This is a genomic window from Streptomyces sp. NPDC048664, from assembly GCF_040650555.1.
In the GTDB taxonomy this organism is placed as follows: Bacteria; Actinomycetota; Actinomycetes; order Streptomycetales; family Streptomycetaceae; genus Streptomyces.
In genome coordinates this window covers 136,862-160,197 of record NZ_JBEZHK010000002.1, presented here as the reverse complement: position 1 = coordinate 160,197, position 23,336 = coordinate 136,862, and the positions used below count along the sequence as shown (strand labels likewise).

Here is a 23,336-nt window from a genome sequence, read left to right as displayed (position 1 = left end):
GAAGGATTCCGGAACTGGCCGAGCGACCCGGCCACGCGCGCGTGAAACCTTCCGCGGCCTGCGCCGAACTCGGGAAATCCCCGAAGGATCATGTTCACCCCCCGGATACGGCGGAGACCGATCCGGCCACCCGCCGATGAACACTCCTGAACACCCGCAACACCTGACTCCCGGGCGGTGTTTGTCCCAGTGATGGACGTGACAGAGCGGCTGACGTCGGCACCCGGTTCGCCGGGGGCCTCCGAGGCGTACCACGGCGCCGACGGGGCACCGGTCGCCACGGAACGAGAATCCGCCGGATTTCGTTGCCTGAACATCGGATTGACACCGATACGGCACCCTTCTAGCCTTACTCGAAATGGAATGCCAGTTCGAAGTGTTATGGCATTTACGGGGACGGAAACTCTTCATGGATTCAGGCATTCTTGGCCCCCTTTTACTGTGCGACACCGAGGAAAATCTGGTACCGAGCGCACCGAAACCCCGTCAGCTCCTCGCCTTTCTCATGCTGCACACGCCGCAGATGGTGCGCGCCAGCGACTGCATCACCGAGTTGTGGGGGACGACTCCCCCCAAGAGCGCGATGTCCACGCTCCAGACCTACGTGCTCCACATACGGCAGGCCCTGCGCGGCCCCCACAGCGACCGCAGCCAGCTGCTCCTGACCAGGAACCAGGGCTACCAGCTCTCCCTGGAGACAGCCGACTTCGACCGCTTCCGGTTCACGGAGCTGACCAGGCAGGGACGCCTGGCGGCCGCCTCCGGCGACCACCGGACGGCCTCGGAGATGTTCAGGCTGGCCCTCGCGCAGTGGCGCGGGCCGGCGCTGTCCGACGTCAGCGCGGGACCCCTCAGCTCACCGCACCTGGCGGAACTGGCGGAGACCCGGCAGGTGGTCCTGGAGCAGCGCATAGAGGCCGACCTGGCACTCGGCAGGCATCGCGAGCTGGTCGACGAGCTGAAGGACCTGGTCGCGCGCCACCCCACCCACGAGAACGTGCACGCCCAGTTGATGGTGGCGCTGTACCGCTCGGGCGAGCCCAAACGCGCCAGCGACGTCTTCCACAGCCTGCGCCGGACGCTCGGCGACTCCCTCGGGATCGAGCCCGTGCCCCGGTTGCGGCGCCTGCATCAGGCGGTCCTGGTCGGCAGCGCGGCACTGGACGCTCCGGTCACCCGTCGATGACCGCTCCTGGACGTGTGCAACACCTGACCCTCGGACGGTGTTTGTCTCAGTGATGGACGACAAGGCAGAGCAGCTGACCGAACTCCTGGCGGCGCACCTCGAAGCCGGCTTCACCGAGCTGGTCCGAGTGCACGCCGGGGCGGTGCACGCGTTCCTGTACCGGGTCTCCGGCTCGTCCGCCGAGGCGGACGACCTGGGACAGGACACGTTTCTGCGCGCCTACACGGCCCTGCAGGAGTACGCCCCCGCACGGCGACGTGAGCTGCGTCCCCGTGCGTGGCTGATGACCATCGCGGCGAACGTGTGGCGCAATCACGTCCGAACACGGAAACGGCGCCCGGTCACGGCCGGGCTGCCCGTGGAGGACACCATGGACGTCTGGCCGGACCTCAGCCCCGGCCCGGAGGAGCGCGCGGCGACGACGGAGGACCGGTCGCGCCTTGTCACGGCGCTGTCGGCCTTACCCGAGCACCATCGCATACCGGTCGTTCTCCACCATGTCGTCGGTATGAGTTACGCGGAGGTGGCCGAGGTGCAGGGCTGCGCGGTCGGCACCGCCAAGGCCCAGGTCTCCCGCGGGCTGGCCGCCCTGAGACGCTTGCTCGACCTGGAGCCGAAGTCGCTGAAGGAGGTGACGATGTGAACGAAAGCAACGGCGACGCGGTCGCGCGACGTCTGCCGGACCTCGCATCGGCCGCGCCGGAGGACTTCGCGCTGCGCGTGCTGCGCCGTGTGGGCATCTCCGCGGACCACTACGACAGCTACGTGCGCCTCGACACGGCCGCGGGCGGGCTGTTCGTGGCCGCGAGCCCTCAGGCCGTGACCGGTGCGTGCCTGGACTCGGCGGGCCTGACCCCGACCGGCTTCGAGGAACTGCACCGTGAACGCACCGGCCGCTCGGCGATCCCCGGCAGCAAGCCGTTGCCCGGGCTCATCCCCGCGCTGCGCACGGGCCGGGGCCGCCGACTGCCCATCGACCTGTCCGGGCTGCCCGCGCAGCAGCGCGCGGTCCTGGAGGCCGTGCGGAACATCCCCGCGGGACAGTTGCGGCCGCTCAGCTGGATCGTGCGCGAGGCCGGCACCGCGAGTCCGCCCTCGGCCTCCGACGTCCTGCGCGCGCTGGCGGCCAACCCGGTCGCCGTGCTCATACCGTGCCACCGGGTCACGCACGACAACGGATCGCCGTGCGACGCCGCCTACCTGCCGAAGGCCGGCGCGGCCCTGCGCCAGGCGGAGCACATCGACATGCGCCGGGTGAAGGAGCTGTCCCAGGCCGGGGCGGTCTTCCTCGGCAGCGACACCACCTTCATCTACTGCCATCCGACCTGCGCCCACGCCCGCCGCATCACTCCCGGGCACCGGGTGCACTTCCGCACCGCGCAGGACGCCCGCGAGGCGGGCTACCGGGCCTGCAAGAGCTGCCGGCCCATCACCGTCTGACCCGGCGCGCCCCTGAGCACCAGAAAGGTCCCGCCCCATGCGCACCCCCTCCACCGCGGCACTCGCCACGCACCGCTCCCCGTTGGGCCCGCTGACCCTCGCGGCCACCGACGACGCACTGGTGCTGTGCGTCTTCGACGACCGCGAGAAGGCGCGGGCCCGGCTCACCCGCGGTGGCCTCACCGCCGTGGACGCCGACGCGGCCGGCCCCGCCCAGCTGCGCATTCTGGAAGAGGCGGCCCGACAGCTGGACGCGTACCTCGGCGGCCGCAGCCGGACGTTCACCGTACCCGTGGACCTCCGCCTGGCCACACCGTTCAGCCGCACGACCGTGGAACGGCTGGACGGACTTCTCCCGTACGGGGTGACGGGCACCTACGCCGAGCTGGCCGCCGCGCTCGGACGGCCGCGGGCCGCGCGCGCCGTGGGCACCGCACTCGGCGCGAACCCTCTGTGCGTGGTGCTTCCCTGCCACCGGGTCGTCGGCTCGGGCGGTCGCCTGACCGGCTACGCCGGCGGTGTCGCCGCCAAGCGGTTCCTGCTCGACCTGGAGCACGACCGCACCCCCGCGGCCTCCCTCTGAACCGGCGGGCGCCGGAGCACTTCCCCCGCCTCCGGCGCCCGTCCCCGTCCCCTTCCACGACCGCGGAGCCGACACTGACCAGCTACCACACCCCTCACCTGCCGGGCCTGGAACACGGCCGCACTCCCCCCGCGCCCGACGCCGCCGGCACCGACGACACGATCGACCTGCCCGCCGTGGACGCACTGGACTGGCCCTCGCTGACCACGGCACTGGACACCGAGGGCGTCGCCGTCACTCCGCCCCTGCTGTCGCCGCACGCCTGCGAGGAGATCCGCGGGCTGTTCGACCGGGACGAGGTGTTCCGCAGCACCGTCGACATGGGCCGCCACCGCTTCGGGAGCGGCCGCTACCGCTACTTCGCCGCTCCCCTGCCTCCGGTGGTGACCGCTCTGCGCGCGAAGCTGTATCCGCCGCTGGCCCGGATCGCCAACCAGTGGGCGGAGCGCCTGGACCGGCCCCGGTTCCCGCAGACCCACGCCGAACTCACGGCGGCGTGCGCCGCGGCCGGACAGACACGGCCCACGCCGCTGCTGTTGCGCTACGACCCGGGCGACTACAACTGCCTGCACCAGGACGTCTACGGCGAGCTGACGTTCCCGCTGCAGGTGGCGGTGATGCTGGACCGTCCCGACATCGACTTCACCGGGGGCGAGAGCGTCTTCGTCGAGCAGCGTCCGCGCGCCCAGTCCCGTCCGACGGTGAAGCGACCGGGCCAGGGGCAGGGCCTGATCTTCGCGGTGCACGACCGTCCGGTCCGGTCGACACGGGGCTGGAGCCGCTTCAACCTGCGCCACGGGGTCAGCGCGGTGCACGACGGCCAACGGCACGTCCTCGGCGTGATCTTCCACGACGCCCCGTGACACGACGAGCACTCCCTCCGAGGAACCCGGCACCGGCGGGAACGGGGAGCGCGGTTCTCGCATCTCCACAACTGCATGTTCGCAACCTGCACTTCTGCACATCCGCATGTTGAAGGAGACTCGATGAATCGCGCGATCAAGCGGATCGGACTCACCGTCGCCGCCACGGCCGCCCTGTCCGTGCTCATCCCGGTGAGCTCGGCTTCCGCGCTCGGCCGTACGGACTGCGGCGGCCGCAGCGACTTCCTCAAGGTCACGAACTACAACGGTTCGGGAGTGCTCTGCTTCGCCAACGCGGGCTCCCAGTACGTCCACATCTACAACGTGAACAAGATAGAGGCGGGGAACAACCGCGTCCTGGTCACGCTCGGCGGCCGCAACTACACCATCGAGAAGAACCAGTCGATCACGGACGTCGAGGGCCTCAACCAGGAACTGACGTACATCAAGATCTACTAGAGCTGCCGCCGCCACGACCGCGGCCTCACTCCCGTCAGAAACGAAGGAGCCCCACTGGCACGACCAGTGGGGCTCCTTCGACACAACGAGCCCTCAGGTTCGGGGGATCGTCCGAGGCAGGTCCGTGAGGAACGGGCTCAGCGCATCCACTCCGCGTAGAAGTCGGGGAGACCGGGCTGCGGGTCGCTGACGCAGGTGGCCTCGTGGTACTTGGGGTTCTGCTTCAGGTCGCTCTGCATCTGGTCGTAGCACTTCTGCCAGGAGTCGAACGACTCGCCCCCGACCGCCTGCCAGCCGTCACCGGGCGGGGGGCCGGCGGCGAACGCGGTCGCCGCGGTCACCGGCACGGTGACCGCGGCGGCACCCACGGCGAGACCGAGAGCGATACGTGTGCGCCAGGACTTCATGAACTCCTCCATCGGTATCTTCGCTACCGGGCAGGAAGTTCACCGAGCGGCGGGACTTTTCACGGCGGTACCGACCGGAGCCGGGAAGGAAGGTTCCCGCACAACAGCAGTGCGTACCAACCCACTTGGCGCGGCGCGACACGCCGCTGCGCCGGGCGCCCTGCCACAGCCGGGGGCCGACCGGCTCCGACTCCAGGGCCCCCCGCACGCCACCTCTCGGCGGCCGCCGCGGTGAGGACCGCAGCGCGGGCCTGCCGGGGCACCATCTGTCGCGGCCAGCGCCCTCGTCGCACGGGTGGTGTCTGCGGCCCTGCCCCGACAGGGCCGTGACGACGTCGTGTCGACGGCTGCCGGCACCGAGGCCGTCGGCTGTCCTCCACGACTGCTCGCGCTCGGCGGACTCGTCCGCCTCACGGCTGCCGCTTGACACACGGGCCACCGGCCAGGACCAGGCTATCGGACGGACCAGAGGAAGATGCCCGCGTCCCTCGCCCGCCTGCCGCACTGCCGCCGGTCGGCGTGCCGGTCGGCCTGCCGGTCGGCCGGAGAGCACGCGCGACCAGTGCAGCGGCTTTCACCCGCGACGGCCGTATCAGTCCTGCAGCGCTCGGAGGGTGGCGTGGAGGTCGGTGGCGCGGGGCTGGTTGTGGGGGAGTTTGGCGAGGGCGGCGGCCAGGCCGCAGGTGTTGGTGGCGGCGGAGAAGACCAGGCCGCCTCCGATGGCCGCGGAGAGCCAGCGGGCGGGGCGCCAGCGGGCGCCGACGGTGAGGCCGAGGACGACGAGGGCGCCGGCGGCGAGGCGGACCTGGCGTTCCATGGGCCAGACGGCCGCGGCGTCGTCGGGGCGGTGGAGGGTGTGGCCTTCGCCGGCCCAGGCGGTGGTGCCGCCGGTGAGGGTGGTGGCGGGGATGTCGGCTGCGGCGAGTTCGGTGCGGGCGGTGGTGGAGCGGTTGCCGGAGGCGCAGACCATGAGGAGGGTGCTGCGGGCGGCTGCTGCCCTGAGGGCGGGCAGCGCGGTGTGGAGGTGGTCGAGGGGGATGTTGTGGGCGCCGGGGAGGTGGCCGGAGGCGTATTCGCCGGGGGTGCGCACGTCGATGACGGTGCAGTCGTCGAGGCGGGCGGCGGCCTGGGCGGGGATGAGGGCGTCGGTGGTGGACATGTGGGGGCGGTCCTTCCGCTGGCGTTCCGGGAGCGGTTGCCGAACCCGGTATGATACCCCTAGGGGTATTTATGGAGGTGGATGGTGGAGCTTGAGATGGCGGCCGACGAGCTGAAGTTGGTCCTCAATCGGCTGCGGCGGGCTCAGGGCCAGATCGCGGGGATCATCAGGATGATCGAGGAGGGCCGGGACTGCGAGGATGTGATCACGCAGCTCGCGGCGGTCTCCCGTGCGCTCGACCGGGCCGGGTTCGCGATCATCGCGACCGGGCTGCAGCACTGCATGGCCGAGGGTGGCCAGGCGGCCGGTGACCGCGATGAGATGCGGGCGCGGCTGGAGAAGCTGTTCCTGTCCCTGGCCTGACGGACGCGGTGGCCGTGGTGCTCATGCGATCACGTCGATCAGCATGAACAAGGCCACCGCCAGGAGCACCCCGGCGAAGACCTTTTGCAGGCTGTCGCCGGAGACTCCGACGCTGAGGCGTCTGCCGTCCCAGGCGCCGAGGATCGCCGCTCCGGTGAACGGCCCGATCAGCGCCCAGTCGAGACCACCACCGGTCCCGGTACGGGCGATCAGGGCGGCGAGTGAGTTGACAGTGATGACGAGCAGGCTGGTGCCCACCGCCCGCCGCATGGTCAGGCCGAGCACGCTCACCAGGGCCGGGACGGCGAGGAAGCCGCCGCCGACGCCGAGGAAGCCGGTCACCGCGCCGAGTCCGGCGCCTGCCCCGGCCGCTCTGCCGGGCCGTATCCGCCGCGGCGGCCTCGATGAGGACGGGCGGAACATCCGCACGGCCGCCAGTGCCGCGATCACCGCGAAGGCGACGGTCAGCACGGCTTCCGGCACACGCCCGGCGGCGGCTCCCGCGAGGTAGGCGGGGATGATGCCGGCGGCGACGAAGAGCAATCCGACTTTCCAGGCGACGTGGCCGTCGCGGGCGTGGGCGTACAGGGCGGTGGCGGAGGTGGCGGCCACGATGATCAGGCTGGCTGCGGTGGCCGCCGACGGGGTGAAGCCGAGCAGGTAGATCAGGGCAGGGACGGCCAGGACGCTGCCGCCGCCGCCCAGGGCTCCGAGGGCGAGGCCGACGACGGCTCCGGCGATGAGGGCGAGAACGAGGGCGGTCACGCTATTCGGCCGTGGTTCCCGCGTTCGTCGAGGACGGGGTGTCCGGCGCGGCCCACGCGTTCATGCCGCCCTTGACGTCGACGGCCTGCCGGCCGCGCTGGATGAGGAGTTCCACTGCCTGCCGGGAGCGGTGTCCACTGCGGCAGATCACCACCAGGGAACGGTCGGCGGCTTGGGCCGGTGGGCCGGCTCCGGCGACGAGGTGCGACAGGGGGACGTGGACGGCGCCGGGGGCGTGGCCCGCGTTCCGTTCGGGCCTTTCGCGGACGTCGAGCAGGATCGCGTCCGGGGTGTCGCCGCTGGTGCGACTGTGGGCCTGGTCCACGTTGACGCGGGGCCGGCCGCGGCGGAAGAGGAACATCGGGTTCTCCCCTTTCCTTCTCGTGCGGTGGGCGGGTGTCAGCCGGCGGTCAGGGGCAGGCCGGCGTCGGCGGCGGCGGCGAAGCCGTCGTCTACGGCGACGACGTCGCGGCCGGTGGCGTCCAGCAGGGACGCGGCGATCGCGGCCCGCATACCGCCTGCGCAGTGCACCCACACCGTCCCGGGTGGAACCTCGGCGAGGCGGCCGTGGAGCTCGTGGACGGGGATGTGCACCGACCCTTCGATCCAGCCGTTCGCCCGCTCGGAGTCACGGCGCACATCCAGGACCACTACCCCGTCGCCGCTGTGTGCGGCGAGTCCGGCGAAGGTCGAGCGGGGGAAGGAGGCCGGGGCCTGTCCGGCGGGCAGCCAGGCGGCGGGGGTGCCGGTGGCGGCGGCGGCCGGGCGGTCGATGCCCACCCGCACCAGCTCACGCTGGGCGTCGGCGAGCTGCTCGGCGGACTCGGCGAGCAGGGTGACCGGCTTACCCCAGGGGATCATCCAGGCGAGGTAGGTGGCGAGCTTGCCGTCGGCCTCGAAGTTGAACGACCCGGCCACGTGCCCTTCGGCGAACGCGACACGGTTGCGCAGGTCGACGACCCATTCACCGGCCACGAGGCGGGCGGCGATCTCGTCGGCGTCCACGAGGGCGGGCGGGGTCAGGTCGAGCGGTGCAGGGCCGTCAGCGTTGGCCGGGCCCATGTGCGCGTAGTAGGCGGGCACGACCTCCAGGCCGGCCAGCAGGTCCGCGACGAAGGTGTCCACGTCGACGGTCAGCGCGGTGTTCGCGCTCTTCTCCTTGCCTATGGTGCTCCCCTCCCCCTCCGCCTGGGCCGAGGAGCAGAAGCTGCCGAAGCCGTGCGTGGGCAGCACCGCCGTCTCGTCGGGAAGATCGGAGGCCAGGCGGTGGGCGGAGGCGTGCTGGGCGCGGGCCAGCCGTTCGGTCAGCCGAGGCTCGACCAGGTCCGTCCGTCCCACCGTGCCGATCAGCAACGACCCGCCAGTGAAGACGGCCACCGCACGCCCCGCCTCGCGCAGCGCGTAGGAGGTGTGGTGCGGGGTGTGTCCCGGGGTCGCGATCGCCTCCAGCGTCACCCCGCTGCCGGGGTCGATGTCCGCGGTGTCGCCGTCCGCCACGGGCACGCGGTCGTAGGCGACGTTCGCGTCGGTCGGTACGAGGTAGCGGGCTCCGGTGATCCGGGCGAGTTCGAGGCCGCCGGTGACGTAGTCGTTGTGGACGTGGGTCTCCACGACGTGGGAGATCCGCACACCGCGCCGGGCGGCGGCCGCCAGGACCTGGTCGATGTCGCGCGGCGGGTCCACCGCTACCGCGGCGCTCTCACCGCCGGCCAGATAGCTGCGGTTGCCGAGACCTTCCAGCTCGATGGTGTCAACGAAGAACACGCCGGTACTCCTTACAGTGGAAATTACCCCCGGGGGTATCTGCTCACCACCGTAACAGATACCCCCGGGGGTATATTCCGTCAGGAGCCGCCCCGATCGGCCGGCCGCCGGACATGGAGGACCACCTGATCCTCGGCACCTGCAACCCGCCCCTGGCCCGTCCCGGGCCTGCCGGCGGGTGCGGACAGCTCTTTGCGGGGAGTCCGGTGGCGTGGGCGGTACAGCAGGCGCCGGAGGGATCGTGGGGCTTGGTTGCCGATGCGGAACTCCGTCAGCGATGCGGGGCGGGTCGGCCCGCACGGTAGGTCGGTAGGGAAGCGGCGCCGCGCCCTGGCCGGTGCGGGTGGCGCGCTGGGCGGCACGTCCCTGGGTGCGGGTGGCCAGGGGGAAGTCCCAACGGGCGGCGGTCGCGGAGGGGATCGTAGTCTTCGGCCATGAGAAGTCTGGGGGAGGCCGACCCCGCGTGGGTCGGGGGATATCCGTTGTTCGCACGGCTGGGAGCCGGGGGGATGGGCCAGGTGTACCTGGCGCGAACTCCGGCCGGACGTCCGCTCGCGCTCAAGACCGTGCGGCCGGAGTTCGGGCTCGATCCCGCGTTCGGGGAGCGCTTCGCCCGTGAGATCCAGCACGCCGACCGGGTACGGTCTCCCTGGACGGTCACCGTGGTCGACTTCTCGCCGGCGGGCTCCCAACCGCAATGGCTCGCCACCGAGTACGTCGCCGCGCCCTCGCTCGCCGACTGGGTGACGGAGCACGGGCCGCTCCCGACGCACAGCCTGACCGCGCTCGCAGCCGAACTGTGCGGGGCGCTGGACGCGGTACACCGAGCCGGCCTGGCTCACCGTGACGTCAAGCCGTCCAACGTGCTGCTGGCAGGCAACCGGCCGCTGCTGATCGACTTCGGCATCGCCCGCGCCGGGGACGACTCCCGGCTCACCACGACCGGCGGGGTCATCGGCTCACCGGGATACATGGCACCCGAGCAGGCCACCGGGGGCATATCGGCACCGCCGGCCGACATCTTCGCCCTGGGCGCGGTGCTGGTGTACGCATCCACCGGCCGCGGACCCTTCAGCCGCCCCGGTGGGCAGCCCTCCGCGCAGGCGCTGCTGTACTGCGTCGTCCACGAGGAGCCCGACCTGGAGGGGGTTCCCGAGGCGCTGCTGCCGCTGATAAGGGCGTGCCTGGCGAAGGGGGCCGGGGACCGTCCGACGGCTGGGGCGGCGGCCGAGTTGCTGCCGGAGCCGGACCGGTCCGCCGGGCACTGGGCTCTGCGTCGGCCACCGGGCCTTCCGGCGGAACTGGCGACGCGCGAGGCGGACGCACGGGCGGCGCTGGACGGTGTGGCCGCCTCGCCCTCCGTTCGCCATGCCGTCCTCGCCGCCGACGGCACCACTCCCCCGTCCGATCCGCCCGGTGACACCGCGGGTTCCGCTTCGGCCCGCTCCCCGTACACGGTGACGCGGACGGCACACGACCACCTTGCCCACCGCGACGAACCGGCCCCGACGCCCTTGCCCGAGCCACCTCCAGCCCCCGCGGGACGCAGAGTCCTGCCCATCGCCGCGGCCGGCGCGCTGGTCCTTCTGGTGCTGGCCGGCCTGCTCGTGCACACCGTGCTTGACCCCGGCTCGGGCCACACGGGCTCGACCCGCGGCAGCGAGGCGTCGACCGCCCCGCCGGCCGGCGGGGCGAGCACGGATCCGAACGCGTTGCCCGCCTCCTGGGTGGGCACCTGGGTCGGCACCGGCCCGGGTAATCCGGACGGCAGGTACTCGTTCGGGCTGCACACCGACAGCTACCACGTCACCCTCACACTCCACGCGGGTCGGCTCGGTGAGTTGGTCGGACAGCAGGTGAGCGACGTACACGACCAGGACGACGGCAAGAACGACGGCTGCACGGAGTCACTTGAGCTCAAGGCGGTCAACGCGGACGGTGTGGAGTTCGCCGCGAAGTCACCCCACACCACGGACCCCGCCAGCACGCTGGTCTGCGTGCCCGGCAACTCCTACGAGTTGAGCATGATCGACGGAACGCTCCGACTCGGCCCCGGCTCACAGGGACTCGGCGCCCCGACAACCTTCACCCGCCGGTAACCTCCGCACGATGGCGGTGTCCACCGACACGGCCCATTCCAGGTCCTCTTGGGCGTCGGCCCGGGCCACCAGGGTGGTGAACACCCGCTCCCAGGTGCCCTCGACGACCCACATTCGCGGTGGGTTGGAGACGCCCCGCCAGCTGCCGTACTCAGTCGGTAGACGCATCCACTGGGTCCCGGTCTGGAACGTGCAGGCGATCGCGTCCATCGCCTCACGACCGGGGGTCCGGGCGGCCGCACCCTCATCCGTCGCGCCGCACGCCTGGCGGAGGAGGGCCCGTACGAGCTGCGGGGTCGTCCTCCACCCCTACCCGTCGTAGCAGAGTGCTTCTCCTCAGAGCAGCCGGAAGCGCAGTCGGCAGATCACCGCGTCGGTCTCCCGCCGCACGGCGTGCGCGACGACCGCACCCCGCTGGTTCTGCAGCAGCCGCTGCCACAGCCGCTCCGGCTCGGTCTCCGGGATCAGCACGGTGACCCGCGTGGCCGGCTCGGCGGCGGTCACCTCACGGACGTACGCCGCGATGGGACGTCCCAGGCTGCGCCGCTCGCACGGCAGGTACGCAGGGCGAGCAGGTCGGTCAGCTCGGTGCGGACGTGGTCGACGACGATGTCCGCCGAGTTGGCGGACCGGGCGAGGTCGGCCGTGCGGTGAACGCGCGCCAGATCGGCGGCGTCCGTCACGGTCATGGCCTCCAGCCGACGTGCATGGAAGGCGAGTCGGGCGACGATCACGCCGACGACCAGCAACAGCACCGCCGTCTCGATGTCGGCGGTCGCGTTGATGTCGAAGGTCTCGTACGGCCGGGTGAGGAAGAAGTCGAACCAGGCCGCCGCCGACAACGCCGCGACCACGCCCGCCGTACGACTGCCGAGCGCGGCCACCGCGACCACCACCACGACGAGGACCAGGGCGGCGTTCGTGTGCGACAGGCTCGTGCGGAACGGGACGAGGGCGAGGACCGCCAGGAAGGGGGTGGCCAGGCCGGCGGTCAGGGCGAGCCGGTCACGCGGTGGCCCGATGCGGGCCGGGGTGCGTGTGCGGTGCGGTCTCCAAGTGCCTGCGTCCGTGCTCATCGCGCGCCTCCTGCGTTCTGCTCGATGGATCCGGCCCCCACGGCCCGCTCCGCGAGCGGCAGCGATACGACCATCGTGAGGCCGCCGCCGGGAGTGTCCTCGGGGGTGAGGGTGCCGTTCATCGCCTCGGTCAGGCCCCGGGCCAGCGCCAGACCAAGGCCGAGACCAGTGGTGTTGTCGTCGTCGCCGAGCCGCTGGAACGGTTCGAAGATCCGCTCCCGGCCGATCTGCGGGAGTCCGGGGCCCCGGTCGACCACCCGCAGCTCCATGCGTCCGGCCAGGGCACTGGCGGTGACGAGCGCCTTCCGCCCGGACGGGGTGTGGCGGGCGGCGTTGGAGGCGAGGTTGGCGATCACGCGCTCCAGCAGCGGCGGGTCGGCGAGCACCGCCGGGATCTCCTCCACGTTCGCCGTCATCACCTCGGGGACGTCGGTGAGTGCCATGGGCAGGACCTCGTCCAGGGAGGTCGGGCGCAGGTCGAGGGTGAGGGCGCCGGCCTCCAGGCGGCTGAGGTCGAGGAGGTTCTCCACGAGGCGGTTGAGCTTGGCCATGGACTCGTCGGCGGTGGCGAGGAGTTCGTCGCGGTCTTCCCGTGTGAAGTCGACATCTCGGCTGCGCAGCGAGGTGACGGCTGCCCAGCCCGCGGCGAGCGGGGTGCGCAGGTCGTGGCCGACGGCCCGCAGCAGGGCCGTGCGCAGCCGGTCGGCGGCCTTCACCGGCTCCACCTCGGCCGCCGCCTCGGCCAGCCGGGTGCGCTCCACCGCCGAGCCGACGTGCGCGGCGAACGCGGCCAGCACCCTCCGCTCGGAGGAGGACAGGGGACGGCCCCGCAGTACCAGGTACGCGCCCGGACCGGCCGGCACCGATGCGGCACCCTCCATGTCCGGTGGCTCGTCCGCCAGTTCCGCCGACTCCATGCCGAAGGTCTCCCGGGTGCGCTCCAGAAGCGCCGGGATCGTCGCCTCGCCCCTCACGATCGTGCCGGCCAGGGACGACATCGTCTCCGCTTCGGCCGCGGCCCGCGCCGAGCGCCTGGACAGCCGTAGCGAGCGGTCGACGACCCCGGCCACGGTGGCCGCGACGACCGCGAACACCGCGAGGGCGAGCAGCGCGTTCGGGTCGCTGAGCGTGAACCGGCCGATGGGCGGGATGAACCAGTAGTTCAGAAGCAGGGACGCCGTCACCGACGCGATCACCGCCGAGGCGACCCCGCCTATGCACGCCACTCCCACCACGGCGAGCAGGAACAACAGCGCCTCACTGGTCAGGTCCAGCTTGCCGCGCACCTGCGCGAGCACAGCGGTGAGCAGCATCGGCAGGACGAGCCCGGCCAAGGGTCCGGCGATCCGCCGGGCGGTCGAAAGCGTGCGGCGGCGCGAGGGCAGGAGGGTGCCGCGCCCGGCCCGTTCGTGGGTGACCCGGTGGACGTCGATGTCGCCGGACAGCTCGGTCACGGTCTCCCCCGTGCCGGGCCCGGTCAGGAACCGCTGCAGACGACCGCCTCTGCTGCTGCCGAGGACGAGCTGGGTGGCGTTCTCGGCGCGGGCGAACTCCACCAGGCTGGTGGCCACGTCGTCACCGACGACCGAGTGGTAGCTGCCGCCGAGGTCCTCCACGAGCCGGCGCTGGCGGGCGAGGGAGGCTGCCGAGACACCGCCGGCGAGGCCGTCACTGCGGGCCACGTGCACCGCGAGCAGGTCGCCACCGGCCGACCGGGCGGCGATCCGGGCGGCCCGTCGGACGAGCGTGTCGCCCTCGGGGCCGCCGGTCAGAGCGACGGCGACCCTCTCCCGGGTCTCCCACACCCCACCGATGCCGTGCTGCGCGCGGTAGTCCTGGAGCGCCTCGTCCACCCGGTCGGCCACCCACAGCAGGGCCAGCTCCCGCAGGGCGGTGAGGTTGCCGGGGCGGAAGTAGTTCGCGAGGGCCGCGTCGATCTTCTCGGGGGCGTAGACATTGCCGTGCGCCATCCGGCGGCGCAGGCCCTCGGGCGGCATGTCCACCAGCTCGATCTGCCAGGCCCGGCGTACGACCTCGTCGGGGACGGTCTCGGCCTGCGGAACGTGGGTGATCTTCTCGACCACGTCGTTGAGGGATTCGAGGTGCTGGACGTTCACCGCTGTGATGACCTCGATGCCCGCGGCGAGGAGTTCCCCGATGTCCTGCCAGCGCTTGGGGTTACGGCCGTCACCAGGGACGTTGCTGTGGGCGAACTCGTCCACGATCGCGACCTGCGGGCGGCGCGCCAGCACCGCGGCCAGGTCCATCTCCTCGAAGCCCCCGCCGCGATAGGCGCAGGACGTGCGGGGGACGACCTCAAGGCCGTCGATCATGGCCTCCGTGTGCCGGCGCCCATGGCACTCCACGAAACCCACCACCACGTCCGCTCCGCGCGAGGCACGGCGCCGCCCCTCGTCGAGCATCCGGTAGGTCTTGCCGACTCCCGGGGCCGCCCCGAGATAGACCTTCAGTCGTCCGGGCCGTACGTCACTCATCGCCGCCGACGCGCTCCGCTCACTGGCTCAACTCCCCCGTGGTCGAGGGGGACTGCTCCTACGGAAGCCCTTCGGAGGGCCGGGTGGGGTGTGCGCTGTCGAATCCTTGGCGCCTGCCCCGAGGACCTTGACGCTGTCTTGATGTGACCTGGCCGATAAGGTGGCCGCGGTGTGCCGGGAAGTCTGGTCGGCAGGGGAGCCAGGGTGGCTTCCCTTCTCAGCCCCCAGGGGGACGGCATGCGAAGCGTCGGTACGGTTCTCGCCTTGGTCATTCTGGCCACCGTGGTGGCGACCTTCGCTCGCCGCTGGCGGATGCCCGCCCCCTCGCTGCTGGTGGTCGCCGGTCTTGCCGTGGCACTGCTGCCGGGCACCCCGCAGATCGAGATCAGCCCGGAGATCATCGGGCTCGTCGTCCTGCCGCCGCTGCTCTACGCGAGCGCCGAGGACATGCCCTGGCGCGAGCTGCGCGCGGTGTGGAAGCCGGTCGGTGTCCTCGCCATCGGTCTCGTGCTCGCGTCCGCGGCGGCCGTCGCCGCGGTGGCGACGCTGCTCACGCCCCTGTCCTGGCAGATGGCGTTCGTGCTGGGCGCGGTGCTGGCCAGCACCGACCCAGTGGCGGTGACCGCGCTCGGCCGACGGCTCGCTCTGCCGCCGAAGGTGCAGGTGCTCGTGCAGGCGGAGAGCCTGTTCAACGACGCGACCTCCCTGGTGCTGGTCAGGGTGGCGGCCGGTATCGCGGTGGCGTCGGCGGCGGCGAGCTGGGGCACGGCGGGGGGTGAGTTCCTGCTGCTGGCGGGCGGCGGCACGGTGATCGGCGCGGCCGTGGCCGGTGTGGTGGCGCTGATCCGGCGCCGTACCGAGGAACCGGTGCTGGAGACGGTGATCGCCCTGGTCACGCCTTACGCCGCGTACGTGCTGGCGGAGGCTGCGCACACCTCCGGAGTGACCTCCTGCGTGGTGGCCGGGGTGATCCTGGGCGGCCGGGGCGACCGGCTCACCAACGCCCGCATAAGACTCCAGCTGCACGCCGTCTACGGCACGGTGGTGTTCCTGCTGGAAAGCGTGGTGTTCAGCCTCATAGGGCTGGCGCTGCCCGCGCAGGTGCGCGCACTGGCCGACGGCGACCGGGCCTGGCCGGTGTACGCCCTCGCCATCGCCGCCACGCTCATCGCCATACGCCTGCTGTGGCTCGCTCCCCTGTCCGCGGTCGTCCAGCGCAAGGGCGGGATCGGCCGCATGAACTGGCGGGTGCCGGTGGTCCTGACCTGGGCCGGCACACGCGGCGTCATGCCGCTGGCGGCCGCGCTGTCCATTCCCGAGGTCGCCGACAACGGCAGCGGCCTGGCGGACCGTCCCCTGGTCCTCGTCCTGACCACGTCCGTGGTGGTCATGACGCTGGTCGTCCAGGGTTTCACGCTCGCCCCGGTCGTCAGCGCCTCCGGCATCGCCCTGGAGCCCGCCCATACCGAACGCGAGGAGATCGAGGCCCGCTCCCACCTCGCCCGCGCCGGGCTGGCCCGCCTGGAGGAACTCGCCGAGTTGGAGGCCGTACCCGACATCGTCCTCGACCGGCTGCGCCGCAGCCTGACAGCGCGCCTGGACGACGCCCGGGACCGCATGGCCGAGCACAACGGCACCGTCGCCGCCACCGAGTCCGCCGACCTGGTCCATCGCCAGCTGCGCCGTGACCTGATCACCATGGAGACCGAGGAGCTCCAGCGCCTCTACGACACGCACCGGATCAGCGACACGACCCGGCGGCGGCTCCAGCGGTCCCTGGATCTGGAGGAAGCACGGCTGGCGGATGCCTGACGGAACTCCGCCAGCCGTGGCCCCAGCCCCCAACCTCGGCGCAGAAGAGGGAGCAGTCGGTACCCAAGGGCCGGCAGCCTCAGCGGGCTTCCGGCCCTGAGGGCTCGCGGCACGCGGCGTGCTCGACCTTAACGCCGTCCTGACGCGTAACGAGGACATTCACGTGGGCCCGTGCGTCACTCCCTGCTTACGCTGGTGCCGCCGTCCGTGTGATGGCCGGAACCCCACGCTGAGCCACACATCAGGAGAGCCCGCCGATGGCCACGACCGATCGCCCTCCCCGTACCGGCCGCCTGCGGACATGGATGCTGGAGGGCCTGTCGGACATGGGCAAGCACGGCGGCCACACCGGGCCCCACGCCGAACCCGGACCTCCGCACAAGGGTCAGCGCTGGTACCGGGTGATGTGCCTGACCGGTGTCGACTACTTCTCCACCCTCGGCTACCAGCCCGGCATCGCCGCCCTGGCGGCCGGCCTGCTCTCCCCGGTGGCCACCCTCGTCCTCGTCGTCGTCACCCTGGCCGGCGCCCTTCCCGTGTACCGCAGGGTGGCCGAGGAGAGCCCGCACGGCGAGGGCTCGATCGCCATGCTCGAGCGGCTGCTGACCTTCTGGAAGGGCAAGCTGTTCGTCCTGACCCTGCTGGGCTTCGCCGCCACCGACTTCCTGATCACCATCACCCTCTCGGCCGCGGACGCCTCCACCCACCTCATCGAGAACCCTCACCTGACCGGCACCCTGCACGGTCAGCAGATGATCATCACCCTGCTGCTGGTGGCGCTGCTGGGCGCGGTGTTCCTCAAGGGCTTCCTGGAGGCGATCGGCGTAGCGGTCGCACTGGTGGCGGTCTACCTCGGTCTGAACGTCGTGGTCGTGGTCGTCGGAATGTGGCATGTCCTCAGCGCCGGGCACGTGGTCACCGACTGGACCAGTGCGCTGACCACCGAGCACGGCAACGTCTTCGCCATGGTCGGCGTGTCCCTGCTGGTCTTCCCGAAGCTCGCCCTCGGCCTCTCCGGCTTCGAGACCGGCGTCGCCGTCATGCCGCACGTCCAGGGCGACCCGGACGACAACGAGGACAGCCCGAAGGGACGGATCCGCGACACGAAGAAGCTGCTGACGGCCGCGGCACTGATCATGAGCGTCTTCCTGATCGCCACCAGCTTCATCACCACGGTGCTGATCCCGGCGAACGAGTTCAAGACCGGCGGCCAGGCCAACGGGCGTGCGCTGGCCTTCCTCGCGCACCAGTACCTGGGCAACGCCTTCGGCACGGTCTACGACCTCTCCACCATCGCCATCCTGTGGTTCGCCGGCGCCTCCGCGATGGCCGGCCTGCTGAACCTGATGCCGCGCTATCTGCCCCGCTACGGCATGGCCCCGCACTGGGCACGGGCGGTGCGCCCGATGGTCATCGTCTTCACCCTGGTCGCCTTCCTGGTGACCTGGATCTTCGACGCCAACGTCGACGCCCAGGGCGGCGCCTACGCGACCGGCGTGCTGGTCCTGATGTCCTCCGCGGCGATCGCGGTGACCATCGCCGCCCGCAGGGCCGCTCAGCGCGGCTGGACCCTCGGGTTCGCGGTCGTCTCGGCCGTCCTGCTCTACGTGACCGTCGCGAACGTCGTCGAGCGCCCGGACGGTGTGAAGATCGGTGCCTGCTTCATCGTCGGCATCATCCTGGTCTCGCTGGCCTCCCGGCTGGCCCGCGCCTTCGAGCTGCGCGTCACCCATGTCGAGCTGGACGACATGGCGGAACGATTCATCCGCGACATCGCCAGCCGGAAGATCCGGTTCATCGCCAACGAACCGGGCCGGCGGGACAAGGCCGAGTACCGCGACAAGGTCGAGCAGATACGGGCCGACAACGAGATGCCCGAGCAGGAGGACTTCGTCTTCGTCGAGGTCACGGTCACCGACCCCTCCGAGTTCGAGGCAGGACTGACCGTGCGCGGCGAGGTTCTCCACAACCGCTACCGCGTCCTGACCGTGGAGTCGTCCTCCATCCCCAACGCCCTGGCCGCGCTCCTCCTGCACGTCCGGGACCGGACAGGCTGCACCCCGCACATGTACTTCGAGTGGACCGAGGGCAACCCCTTCGCCAACTTCCTGCGCTTCTTCCTCTTCGGCCAGGGCGAGGTCGCCCCGGTCACCCGTGAGGTGCTGCGCGAGGCGGAACCGAACCGGGAGCGCCGCCCGCGCGTCCACACCGGATGAGAACCAGCGTGGGCGACCGCGTCAGGATTCCGTCAAAGCCCGCCCATACGCGTCAGGGGCCCGTCAGCGGCGCTCGCCGCGCCGAGTGCGGGCGCCTAGCGTCGGCGTCATGCGACGGATCAGGCTGCCGGGCTCGGCCGGCGACCGCAACTGGCGAGGCAGCGCCCGGCTCGCGGCGAGCTGCGCCCTGCTGTTCTGCACCCTGAGCCTTCTGGTCGACTGGGACGCCGGAAGCCTGACACCCCTGCGTGCCCTGCTCTGGATCACCCTGTCGGCCGCGGTGTGCACTGTCCTGCTCCCCCAGCGGGTCAGCGCGGGCCCCGATTGGCTCGCGGTACGCACACCCTGGCGCCGTTGCACGGTCCGCACGGAGGCGCTGGTCTCCGTACGGCAGTACGACGGCGTCTCCTCCCATCTGGTTCTGCGAGACGTCCACGGCAACCGCCTGGAACTCGACCCCCGCGTCCTCACCGCCAACCCCCTGCTCTGGCACGAACTCGACACGGGCGTCCGCCGTTCCATTCAACGCGGCACCCTGCACCAGGGAATCGGCGCTCTGCAACGGCTGGGCCACCGCATCGACGACGAGGCGCTGCGGGCGGTCCTCCGGTCCTCGGGACTCTCCTGACCCGCAGATCGCGCCCTGGCGCCGAGCACGCAGGGTACCGAGAAACGGCGGCAGCACCCCTGACCGATCTCGCTCAGGCAAGGAAGCCCAGTCGAACCTGACGGCCCGGATCGTCCTTGTTCGTGTCCACCGACCTCCGTTGAGGCAACCCTGAGCATAGACGGGCTCCTGTCCGGGAGGGAGTCACTGTCCACAGGGCCGCCCCGAAGGAGCCGGTCCACTCCGCTCCGGCCCGCCGCACCGCGCCCAGCCCCCTGGCCCACTCCAGCAATTCGCTGTATCCGACCGCAGTGGCCGGGAAGACCTCGTTGCCGGACGCCTCCCCCACAGAGAGAGTCACACAGGCAGTGGATCACCCTGTGCCGCTCTCCGGGTACCGTCAGGGTATGAGTCATCCACACCCCGAGCTGAAAGCCGCCCCGCCCCTTCCCGAAGGAGGGCTGCGGGCCATCGCCCTGGGCGGCCTGGGGGAGATCGGCCGCAACATGACCGTCTTCGAGCACGCGGACAAGCTGCTCATCGTCGACTGCGGCGTGCTGTTCCCCGAGGAGACCCAGCCCGGCGTGGACGTGATCCTGCCGGACTTCACCTCGATCCGGGACCGGCTGGACGACATCGTCGCCGTCGTCCTCACGCACGGCCACGAGGACCACATCGGTGGCGTGCCGTACCTGCTGCGCGAGCGGTCCGACATTCCCGTCGTCGGCTCCAAGCTGACGCTGGCGTTCCTGGAGGCCAAGCTCAAGGAGCACGGCATCCGGCCGCGCACGGTGCGGGTACGGGAGGGCGACCGGCGGAGCTTCGGGCCCTTCGACTGCGAATTCGTGGCGGTCAACCACTCCATCCCCGACAGCCTCGCGGTCGCGATCCGCACTCGGGCCGGGATGGTGCTGCACACCGGCGACTTCAAGATGGACCAGTTCCCTCTCGACGACCGCATCACCGATCTGCGCGCCTTCGCCCGCCTCGGCGAGGAGGGCGTGGACCTGTTCCTCACCGACTCCACCAACGCCGAAGTACCCGGCTTCACCACCTCCGAGCGAGAGCTGAACCCGGCGATCGAGCAGGTGATGCGCACCGCGCCGCGCCGGGTCATCGTCTCCAGCTTCGCCAGCCACGTACACCGCATCCAGCAGGTCCTGGACGCCGCCCATCAGCACGGCCGCAAGGTCGCCTTCGTCGGCCGGTCGATGGTCCGCAACATGGGCATCGCCCGTGACCTGGGCTATCTGAAGGTCCCCTCCGGTCTGGTCGTGAGCACCAAGGAGCTGGAGAAGCTCCCGGATCACAAGGTCACTCTGGTGTGCACCGGCTCCCAGGGCGAACCGATGGCCGCGCTGTCACGGATGGCCAACCGCGACCACATGATCCGCATCGGCAAGGGCGACACCGTCCTCCTCGCCAGTTCCCTCATCCCCGGCAACGAGAACGCCATCTACCGGGTGATCAACGGACTCACCCGCTGGGGCGCCCACGTGGTCCACAAGGGCAACGCCAAGGTGCACGTCTCCGGGCACGCCAGCGCCGGCGAACTCGTCTACTGCTACAACATCGTCAAGCCCCGCAACGTCATGCCCGTCCACGGCGAATGGCGCCACCTGCGGGCCAACGCCGACCTCGCCATCCGTACGGGTGTCGACCCCGAACGAGTCGTCATCGCCGAGAACGGCGTCGTCGTCGACCTGGTCGACGGGCGCGCATCCATCACCGGCAAGGTCCCCGCCGGCAACGTCTACGTGGACGGCATGGAAGTCGGCGGCGCCACCGAGGCGTCCCTCAAGGACCGCCTCACCCTCGCCGCCGAAGGCGTGGTCACGGTGGTGGCGATCGTCGACGCGGACACCGGCGCCCTCGCCGAGGCCCCCGACTTCCTGGCCCGCGGCTTCGTCCACGACGACAGTACCTTCGAGCCGGTGATCCCCGTCATCGAGAAGGCCCTGGCCACCGCGGCCGAGGAAGGCGTCGGGGACGCGCGCCAACTCGAACAACTCGTCGCCCGCGCCGTGGCGAACTGGGCGTTCCGCACCCACCGCCGCAAGCCCCTCATCATCCCCGTCATCATCGACGCCTGAGCCCCGGCCTGGCAGCACGGTCCCCGTTGCGGTAGCGGCCCCGCGAGTATCGAGGTCGGCCACGGCCGGACCGGTCGCGTGGCGAAGCCGCCGGGCTCCACGAGGCGGATCGTCTCGCCGTGGGCGGCCGACAGGTCCACGAGGGAGTCGGTGGTGGGGGCGACGGCCCTGTCGCCGACTCCACGGCAGACTGCGCGAACTCGCGGCCGAAGCGGCGAGAGGACCCGGTGACACAGCGGCGGTGCACCGCGCCCAGATGTTGCACCAGAGAGCGCCCACTCGAGGCAGGTCGGCACCTGCACGTCGCAGCTGGGCACGAAGGCGACCGCTGCCGGGAACGCGATCGACTGCGCGTCGATCAGCCGCAGCAGGACGGGGAACGAATGTTGTCCCTGCCACGCGGATGCCTACCGTCACGCCGGACAACCGCAGTCGATCTTCACAGCGGTACAGGGGCACGCCCAGGCGCGCGACACACGCCGCTTACCCTCGGACAAGACAGTGCCCTCATCCCGGATTCCGGTTCGGCGGCGCCACCGACCCGAGCCAACCGCATCTGGGCCATTCCCCCCAGGCGAGTCCGCCGGCTCCGCCCGCGACGCGCGCCCGGACAAGCGCACGTCGCGGGCGACTGCACGGAAGGCACGACCGGACAGCGCGAGTGCCCGCGAAGCCGTCAGGTCGCGGGACTCACCGACTCAGCCGCCGCTCTTGCGCCTGAACGACCGCTGGCTCGCAGCCGGGCCGTGCGCCGAACGCACCTTCGACGCATCCGACTTGGCGGCAACATCAGCGGCGTCCGCCTGCACACCGCGCTTGCGCGCCAGGGCTTCGCGGAACTTGCGCTTGAGGTCGTAGTTGCCGTCGCTGTCCGGCTCCAGAGGGGACGTCTCGGGGGCAGCAGGCTCCGAACCTTCCGTAGATACGGGCTCTGCGGTCATGGTGTCCTCCTGGGTTCGGGGGTGGGCAAACACAGCTTGTCATGCTGCGCGCAGCGCGAGGCGCCGGCAACATCATCCTGCTCCGTTTCGGCGGGTATCCCTCTCGCGGCCAAGGGCCTTGCCTCCGCAGGTGAGGCTCGCAGGACGGCTTCGGGCCGGGCCGAGGGTCGTCGATCCCGTGGCCAGGCTGCCAGGGCAACGGCTCTCAGCCGTTGCGACGCACGAGGGCGGCCCTGCGGGCCTCGGCGAGCTTGCGGGCCTCGCCCGTCTTTCGGGACTTGCCGCCGGCGCCGCGGGAGGAGTCCTTGCTGGTGCATGTTCTTGGGCCGGGGGACGGCGGGCCCGCCGTCGAGCAGGATCCCGGAGGGAGACTTGGCGCCGGTGATCCGGCTCAGTTCCGCCTCGCCCGAGCGCACGTTGGTGACGGTCGGTTCGATGCCGGCCCCGGCCCCGGCATGAGGCTCGTCTCGCGGCGCTGGCCCGCCAGCACGAGCGTAACCACGCTGCCGGACTCGCCGGCGCGGGCGGTGCGGCCCGCCCAATGCACATAGTCCTTGGCGCCGGTGGGCGGGTCGACGTTGACCACGAGATCGAGGTCGTCGACGTGCAAGCCACGGGCCACGACATCGGTCGCCACCAGAACGGTGATGTGGCCGTTCTTGAACTGCCCCAGGGTCCGTGTGCGCTGCGGCTGGGACTTACCGCTGTGTAGGGCTCCGGCGTGCACCCCGCTGGGTGAGCTGGTCGACGACGTGCTTGGTGTCGAGGAACAGCAGTACGCAGCCGTCGCGGGCGGCGATCTCCGTGGCGGCGGCGTAGCGGTCGGGGCCGTGGACAACCAGAACGTGGTGCTCCATCGTCGTGACCGTGTCCACGGCCGGGTCGACCGAGTGGACGACGGGGTCGTGAAGGGAGCGGCGGACCAGCTGATCGACGTGCCGCCGACGACCGTGGCCGTCGGCAGCCGTAGTGCCTCGGCGTACGACGTCAGCGCCTGGATGACCTGTT

At 71.4% G+C, this 23,336-nt stretch carries 19 protein-coding genes and 4 pseudogenes; 12 read left to right on the top strand and 11 right to left on the bottom strand.

All coding sequences use genetic code 11. The features are described 5' to 3' along the window. Positions 1–358: 358 nt before the first annotated feature. The 6 genes from AB0C59_RS02620 (at position 359) to AB0C59_RS02595 (ending at position 4,531) form a co-directional block, all read left to right on the top strand. Positions 359–1,186 (top strand): AfsR/SARP family transcriptional regulator, encoded by an 828-nt coding sequence (locus AB0C59_RS02620; RefSeq protein ID WP_363000299.1) that lies wholly within the window; start codon positions 359–361, stop codon positions 1,184–1,186. A 52-nt stretch (positions 1,187–1,238) separates the two neighbouring features. Next, positions 1,239–1,829, top strand: a complete 591-nt coding sequence (locus AB0C59_RS02615) for an RNA polymerase sigma factor (protein ID WP_363000298.1) — start codon at positions 1,239–1,241, stop codon at positions 1,827–1,829. After that, a complete protein-coding gene (locus tag AB0C59_RS02610; RefSeq protein ID WP_363000297.1) occupies positions 1,826–2,626 on the top strand; it encodes an MGMT family protein in 801 nt (266 codons plus the stop codon). Before AB0C59_RS02615 ends, AB0C59_RS02610 begins: the two co-directional genes overlap by 4 nt. Positions 2,627–2,663: 37 nt before the next feature. Next, positions 2,664–3,209, top strand: coding sequence for a methylated-DNA--[protein]-cysteine S-methyltransferase (locus AB0C59_RS02605; RefSeq protein WP_363000296.1), 546 nt, complete (start codon positions 2,664–2,666; stop codon positions 3,207–3,209). 176 nt (positions 3,210–3,385) lie between these two features. Continuing rightward, entirely contained in the window at positions 3,386–4,072 is a 687-nt protein-coding gene (locus AB0C59_RS02600; protein ID WP_363000295.1) for a 2OG-Fe(II) oxygenase, read from the top strand. 123 nt (positions 4,073–4,195) lie between these two features. Beyond that, a complete protein-coding gene (locus AB0C59_RS02595) occupies positions 4,196–4,531 on the top strand; it encodes a beta/gamma crystallin domain-containing protein (protein ID WP_363000294.1) in 336 nt (111 codons plus the stop codon). 137 nt (positions 4,532–4,668) lie between these two features. Here the strand turns inward: AB0C59_RS02595 and AB0C59_RS02590 are convergent, their stop codons facing one another. Together AB0C59_RS02590 and AB0C59_RS02585 are read right to left on the bottom strand one after the other, a co-directional pair. Then, a complete protein-coding gene (locus tag AB0C59_RS02590) occupies positions 4,669–4,938 on the bottom strand; it encodes a hypothetical protein (protein ID WP_363000293.1) in 270 nt (89 codons plus the stop codon). A 592-nt stretch (positions 4,939–5,530) separates the two neighbouring features. Next, on the bottom strand, positions 5,531–6,097 hold the full coding sequence (locus tag AB0C59_RS02585; RefSeq protein WP_363000292.1) for a rhodanese-like domain-containing protein: 567 nt from the start codon (positions 6,095–6,097) through the stop codon (positions 5,531–5,533). Positions 6,098–6,181: 84 nt separating this feature from the next. Here AB0C59_RS02585 and AB0C59_RS02580 point away from each other — a divergent pair, with 84 nt between their 5' ends. Then, entirely contained in the window at positions 6,182–6,460 is a 279-nt protein-coding gene (locus AB0C59_RS02580) for a metal-sensitive transcriptional regulator (RefSeq protein ID WP_363000605.1), read from the top strand. A 21-nt stretch (positions 6,461–6,481) separates the two neighbouring features. Here the strand turns inward: AB0C59_RS02580 and AB0C59_RS02575 are convergent, their stop codons facing one another. The 3 genes and pseudogenes from AB0C59_RS02575 to AB0C59_RS02565 form a co-directional block, all read right to left on the bottom strand. Beyond that, a complete protein-coding gene (locus AB0C59_RS02575) occupies positions 6,482–7,225 on the bottom strand; it encodes a sulfite exporter TauE/SafE family protein (protein ID WP_363000291.1) in 744 nt (247 codons plus the stop codon). Further along, positions 7,222–7,586, bottom strand: a pseudogene (locus AB0C59_RS02570) (rhodanese-like domain-containing protein). The gene AB0C59_RS02575 and the pseudogene AB0C59_RS02570 overlap by 4 nt, the downstream one beginning before the upstream one ends. A 38-nt stretch (positions 7,587–7,624) precedes the next feature. Next, entirely contained in the window at positions 7,625–8,989 is a 1,365-nt protein-coding gene (locus AB0C59_RS02565) for an MBL fold metallo-hydrolase (protein ID WP_363000290.1), read from the bottom strand. Between the two features lie 434 nt (positions 8,990–9,423). Between AB0C59_RS02565 and AB0C59_RS02560 the strand changes: the two genes are divergently transcribed. Then, positions 9,424–11,088, top strand: coding sequence for a serine/threonine-protein kinase (locus AB0C59_RS02560; protein ID WP_363000289.1), 1,665 nt, complete (start codon positions 9,424–9,426; stop codon positions 11,086–11,088). On the opposite strand, the pseudogene AB0C59_RS02555 reads toward AB0C59_RS02560, so the two are convergent. The 4 genes and pseudogenes from AB0C59_RS02555 to AB0C59_RS02540 form a co-directional block, all read right to left on the bottom strand. Further along, positions 11,047–11,364, bottom strand: a pseudogene (locus tag AB0C59_RS02555) (transposase); the annotation flags it as partial. The gene AB0C59_RS02560 and the pseudogene AB0C59_RS02555 sit on opposite strands and share 42 nt — an antisense overlap. A gap of 60 nt (positions 11,365–11,424) precedes the next feature. Further along, positions 11,425–11,640 (bottom strand): annotated as a pseudogene (locus AB0C59_RS02550) (amino acid permease); the annotation flags it as partial. Continuing rightward, on the bottom strand, positions 11,589–12,164 hold the full coding sequence (locus AB0C59_RS02545; protein WP_363000288.1) for a DUF4118 domain-containing protein: 576 nt from the start codon (positions 12,162–12,164) through the stop codon (positions 11,589–11,591). The pseudogene AB0C59_RS02550 and the gene AB0C59_RS02545, both read right to left, overlap by 52 nt. Further along, complete coding sequence (locus AB0C59_RS02540) at positions 12,161–14,659, bottom strand: ATP-binding protein (protein ID WP_363000287.1); 2,499 nt, start codon at positions 14,657–14,659, stop codon at positions 12,161–12,163. The genes AB0C59_RS02545 and AB0C59_RS02540 overlap by 4 nt, the downstream gene beginning before the upstream one ends. A gap of 237 nt (positions 14,660–14,896) precedes the next feature. Between AB0C59_RS02540 and AB0C59_RS02535 the strand changes: the two genes are divergently transcribed. The 4 genes from AB0C59_RS02535 (at position 14,897) to AB0C59_RS02520 (ending at position 21,387) form a co-directional block, all read left to right on the top strand. Beyond that, the gene (locus AB0C59_RS02535) at positions 14,897–16,471 is read left to right on the top strand and encodes a Na+/H+ antiporter (protein ID WP_363000286.1); all 1,575 of its coding nucleotides are present in this window, start codon (positions 14,897–14,899) and stop codon (positions 16,469–16,471) included. Positions 16,472–16,728: 257 nt separating this feature from the next. Further along, the gene (locus AB0C59_RS02530) at positions 16,729–18,687 is read left to right on the top strand and encodes an amino acid transporter (protein ID WP_363000285.1); all 1,959 of its coding nucleotides are present in this window, start codon (positions 16,729–16,731) and stop codon (positions 18,685–18,687) included. 109 nt (positions 18,688–18,796) lie between these two features. Then, positions 18,797–19,315, top strand: coding sequence for a hypothetical protein (locus tag AB0C59_RS02525; protein WP_363000284.1), 519 nt, complete (start codon positions 18,797–18,799; stop codon positions 19,313–19,315). A gap of 386 nt (positions 19,316–19,701) precedes the next feature. Beyond that, entirely contained in the window at positions 19,702–21,387 is a 1,686-nt protein-coding gene (locus AB0C59_RS02520; protein WP_363000283.1) for a ribonuclease J, read from the top strand. Between the two features lie 698 nt (positions 21,388–22,085). Here the strand turns inward: AB0C59_RS02520 and AB0C59_RS02515 are convergent. Beyond that, entirely contained in the window at positions 22,086–22,328 is a 243-nt protein-coding gene (locus AB0C59_RS02515) for a DUF5302 domain-containing protein (protein WP_363000282.1), read from the bottom strand. 205 nt (positions 22,329–22,533) lie between these two features. Further along, positions 22,534–23,263 (bottom strand): annotated as a pseudogene (locus tag AB0C59_RS02510) (C-terminal helicase domain-containing protein); the annotation flags it as partial. Between the last annotated feature and the right edge of the window lie 73 nt (positions 23,264–23,336).

What these genes read in the sequence shown, in the direction of transcription:
- AB0C59_RS02620 (WP_363000299.1), top strand. Translation starts at nt 359, where the DNA reads ATGGAATGCCAGTTCGAAGTGTTATGGCATTTACGGGGACGGAAACTC.
- AB0C59_RS02615 (WP_363000298.1), top strand. Translation starts at nt 1,239, where the DNA reads ATGGACGACAAGGCAGAGCAGCTGACCGAACTCCTGGCGGCGCACCTC.
- AB0C59_RS02605 (WP_363000296.1), top strand. Translation starts at nt 2,664, where the DNA reads ATGCGCACCCCCTCCACCGCGGCACTCGCCACGCACCGCTCCCCGTTG.
- AB0C59_RS02595 (WP_363000294.1), top strand. Translation starts at nt 4,196, where the DNA reads ATGAATCGCGCGATCAAGCGGATCGGACTCACCGTCGCCGCCACGGCC.
- AB0C59_RS02590 (WP_363000293.1), bottom strand. Translation starts at nt 4,938, where the DNA reads ATGAAGTCCTGGCGCACACGTATCGCTCTCGGTCTCGCCGTGGGTGCC.
- AB0C59_RS02585 (WP_363000292.1), bottom strand. Translation starts at nt 6,097, where the DNA reads ATGTCCACCACCGACGCCCTCATCCCCGCCCAGGCCGCCGCCCGCCTC.
- AB0C59_RS02560 (WP_363000289.1), top strand. Translation starts at nt 9,424, where the DNA reads ATGAGAAGTCTGGGGGAGGCCGACCCCGCGTGGGTCGGGGGATATCCG.
- AB0C59_RS02545 (WP_363000288.1), bottom strand. Translation starts at nt 12,164, where the DNA reads ATGAGCACGGACGCAGGCACTTGGAGACCGCACCGCACACGCACCCCG.
- AB0C59_RS02540 (WP_363000287.1), bottom strand. Translation starts at nt 14,659, where the DNA reads ATGAGTGACGTACGGCCCGGACGACTGAAGGTCTATCTCGGGGCGGCC.
- AB0C59_RS02535 (WP_363000286.1), top strand. Translation starts at nt 14,897, where the DNA reads ATGCGAAGCGTCGGTACGGTTCTCGCCTTGGTCATTCTGGCCACCGTG.
- AB0C59_RS02530 (WP_363000285.1), top strand. Translation starts at nt 16,729, where the DNA reads ATGGCCACGACCGATCGCCCTCCCCGTACCGGCCGCCTGCGGACATGG.
- AB0C59_RS02525 (WP_363000284.1), top strand. Translation starts at nt 18,797, where the DNA reads ATGCGACGGATCAGGCTGCCGGGCTCGGCCGGCGACCGCAACTGGCGA.
- AB0C59_RS02520 (WP_363000283.1), top strand. Translation starts at nt 19,702, where the DNA reads ATGAGTCATCCACACCCCGAGCTGAAAGCCGCCCCGCCCCTTCCCGAA.
- AB0C59_RS02515 (WP_363000282.1), bottom strand. Translation starts at nt 22,328, where the DNA reads ATGACCGCAGAGCCCGTATCTACGGAAGGTTCGGAGCCTGCTGCCCCC.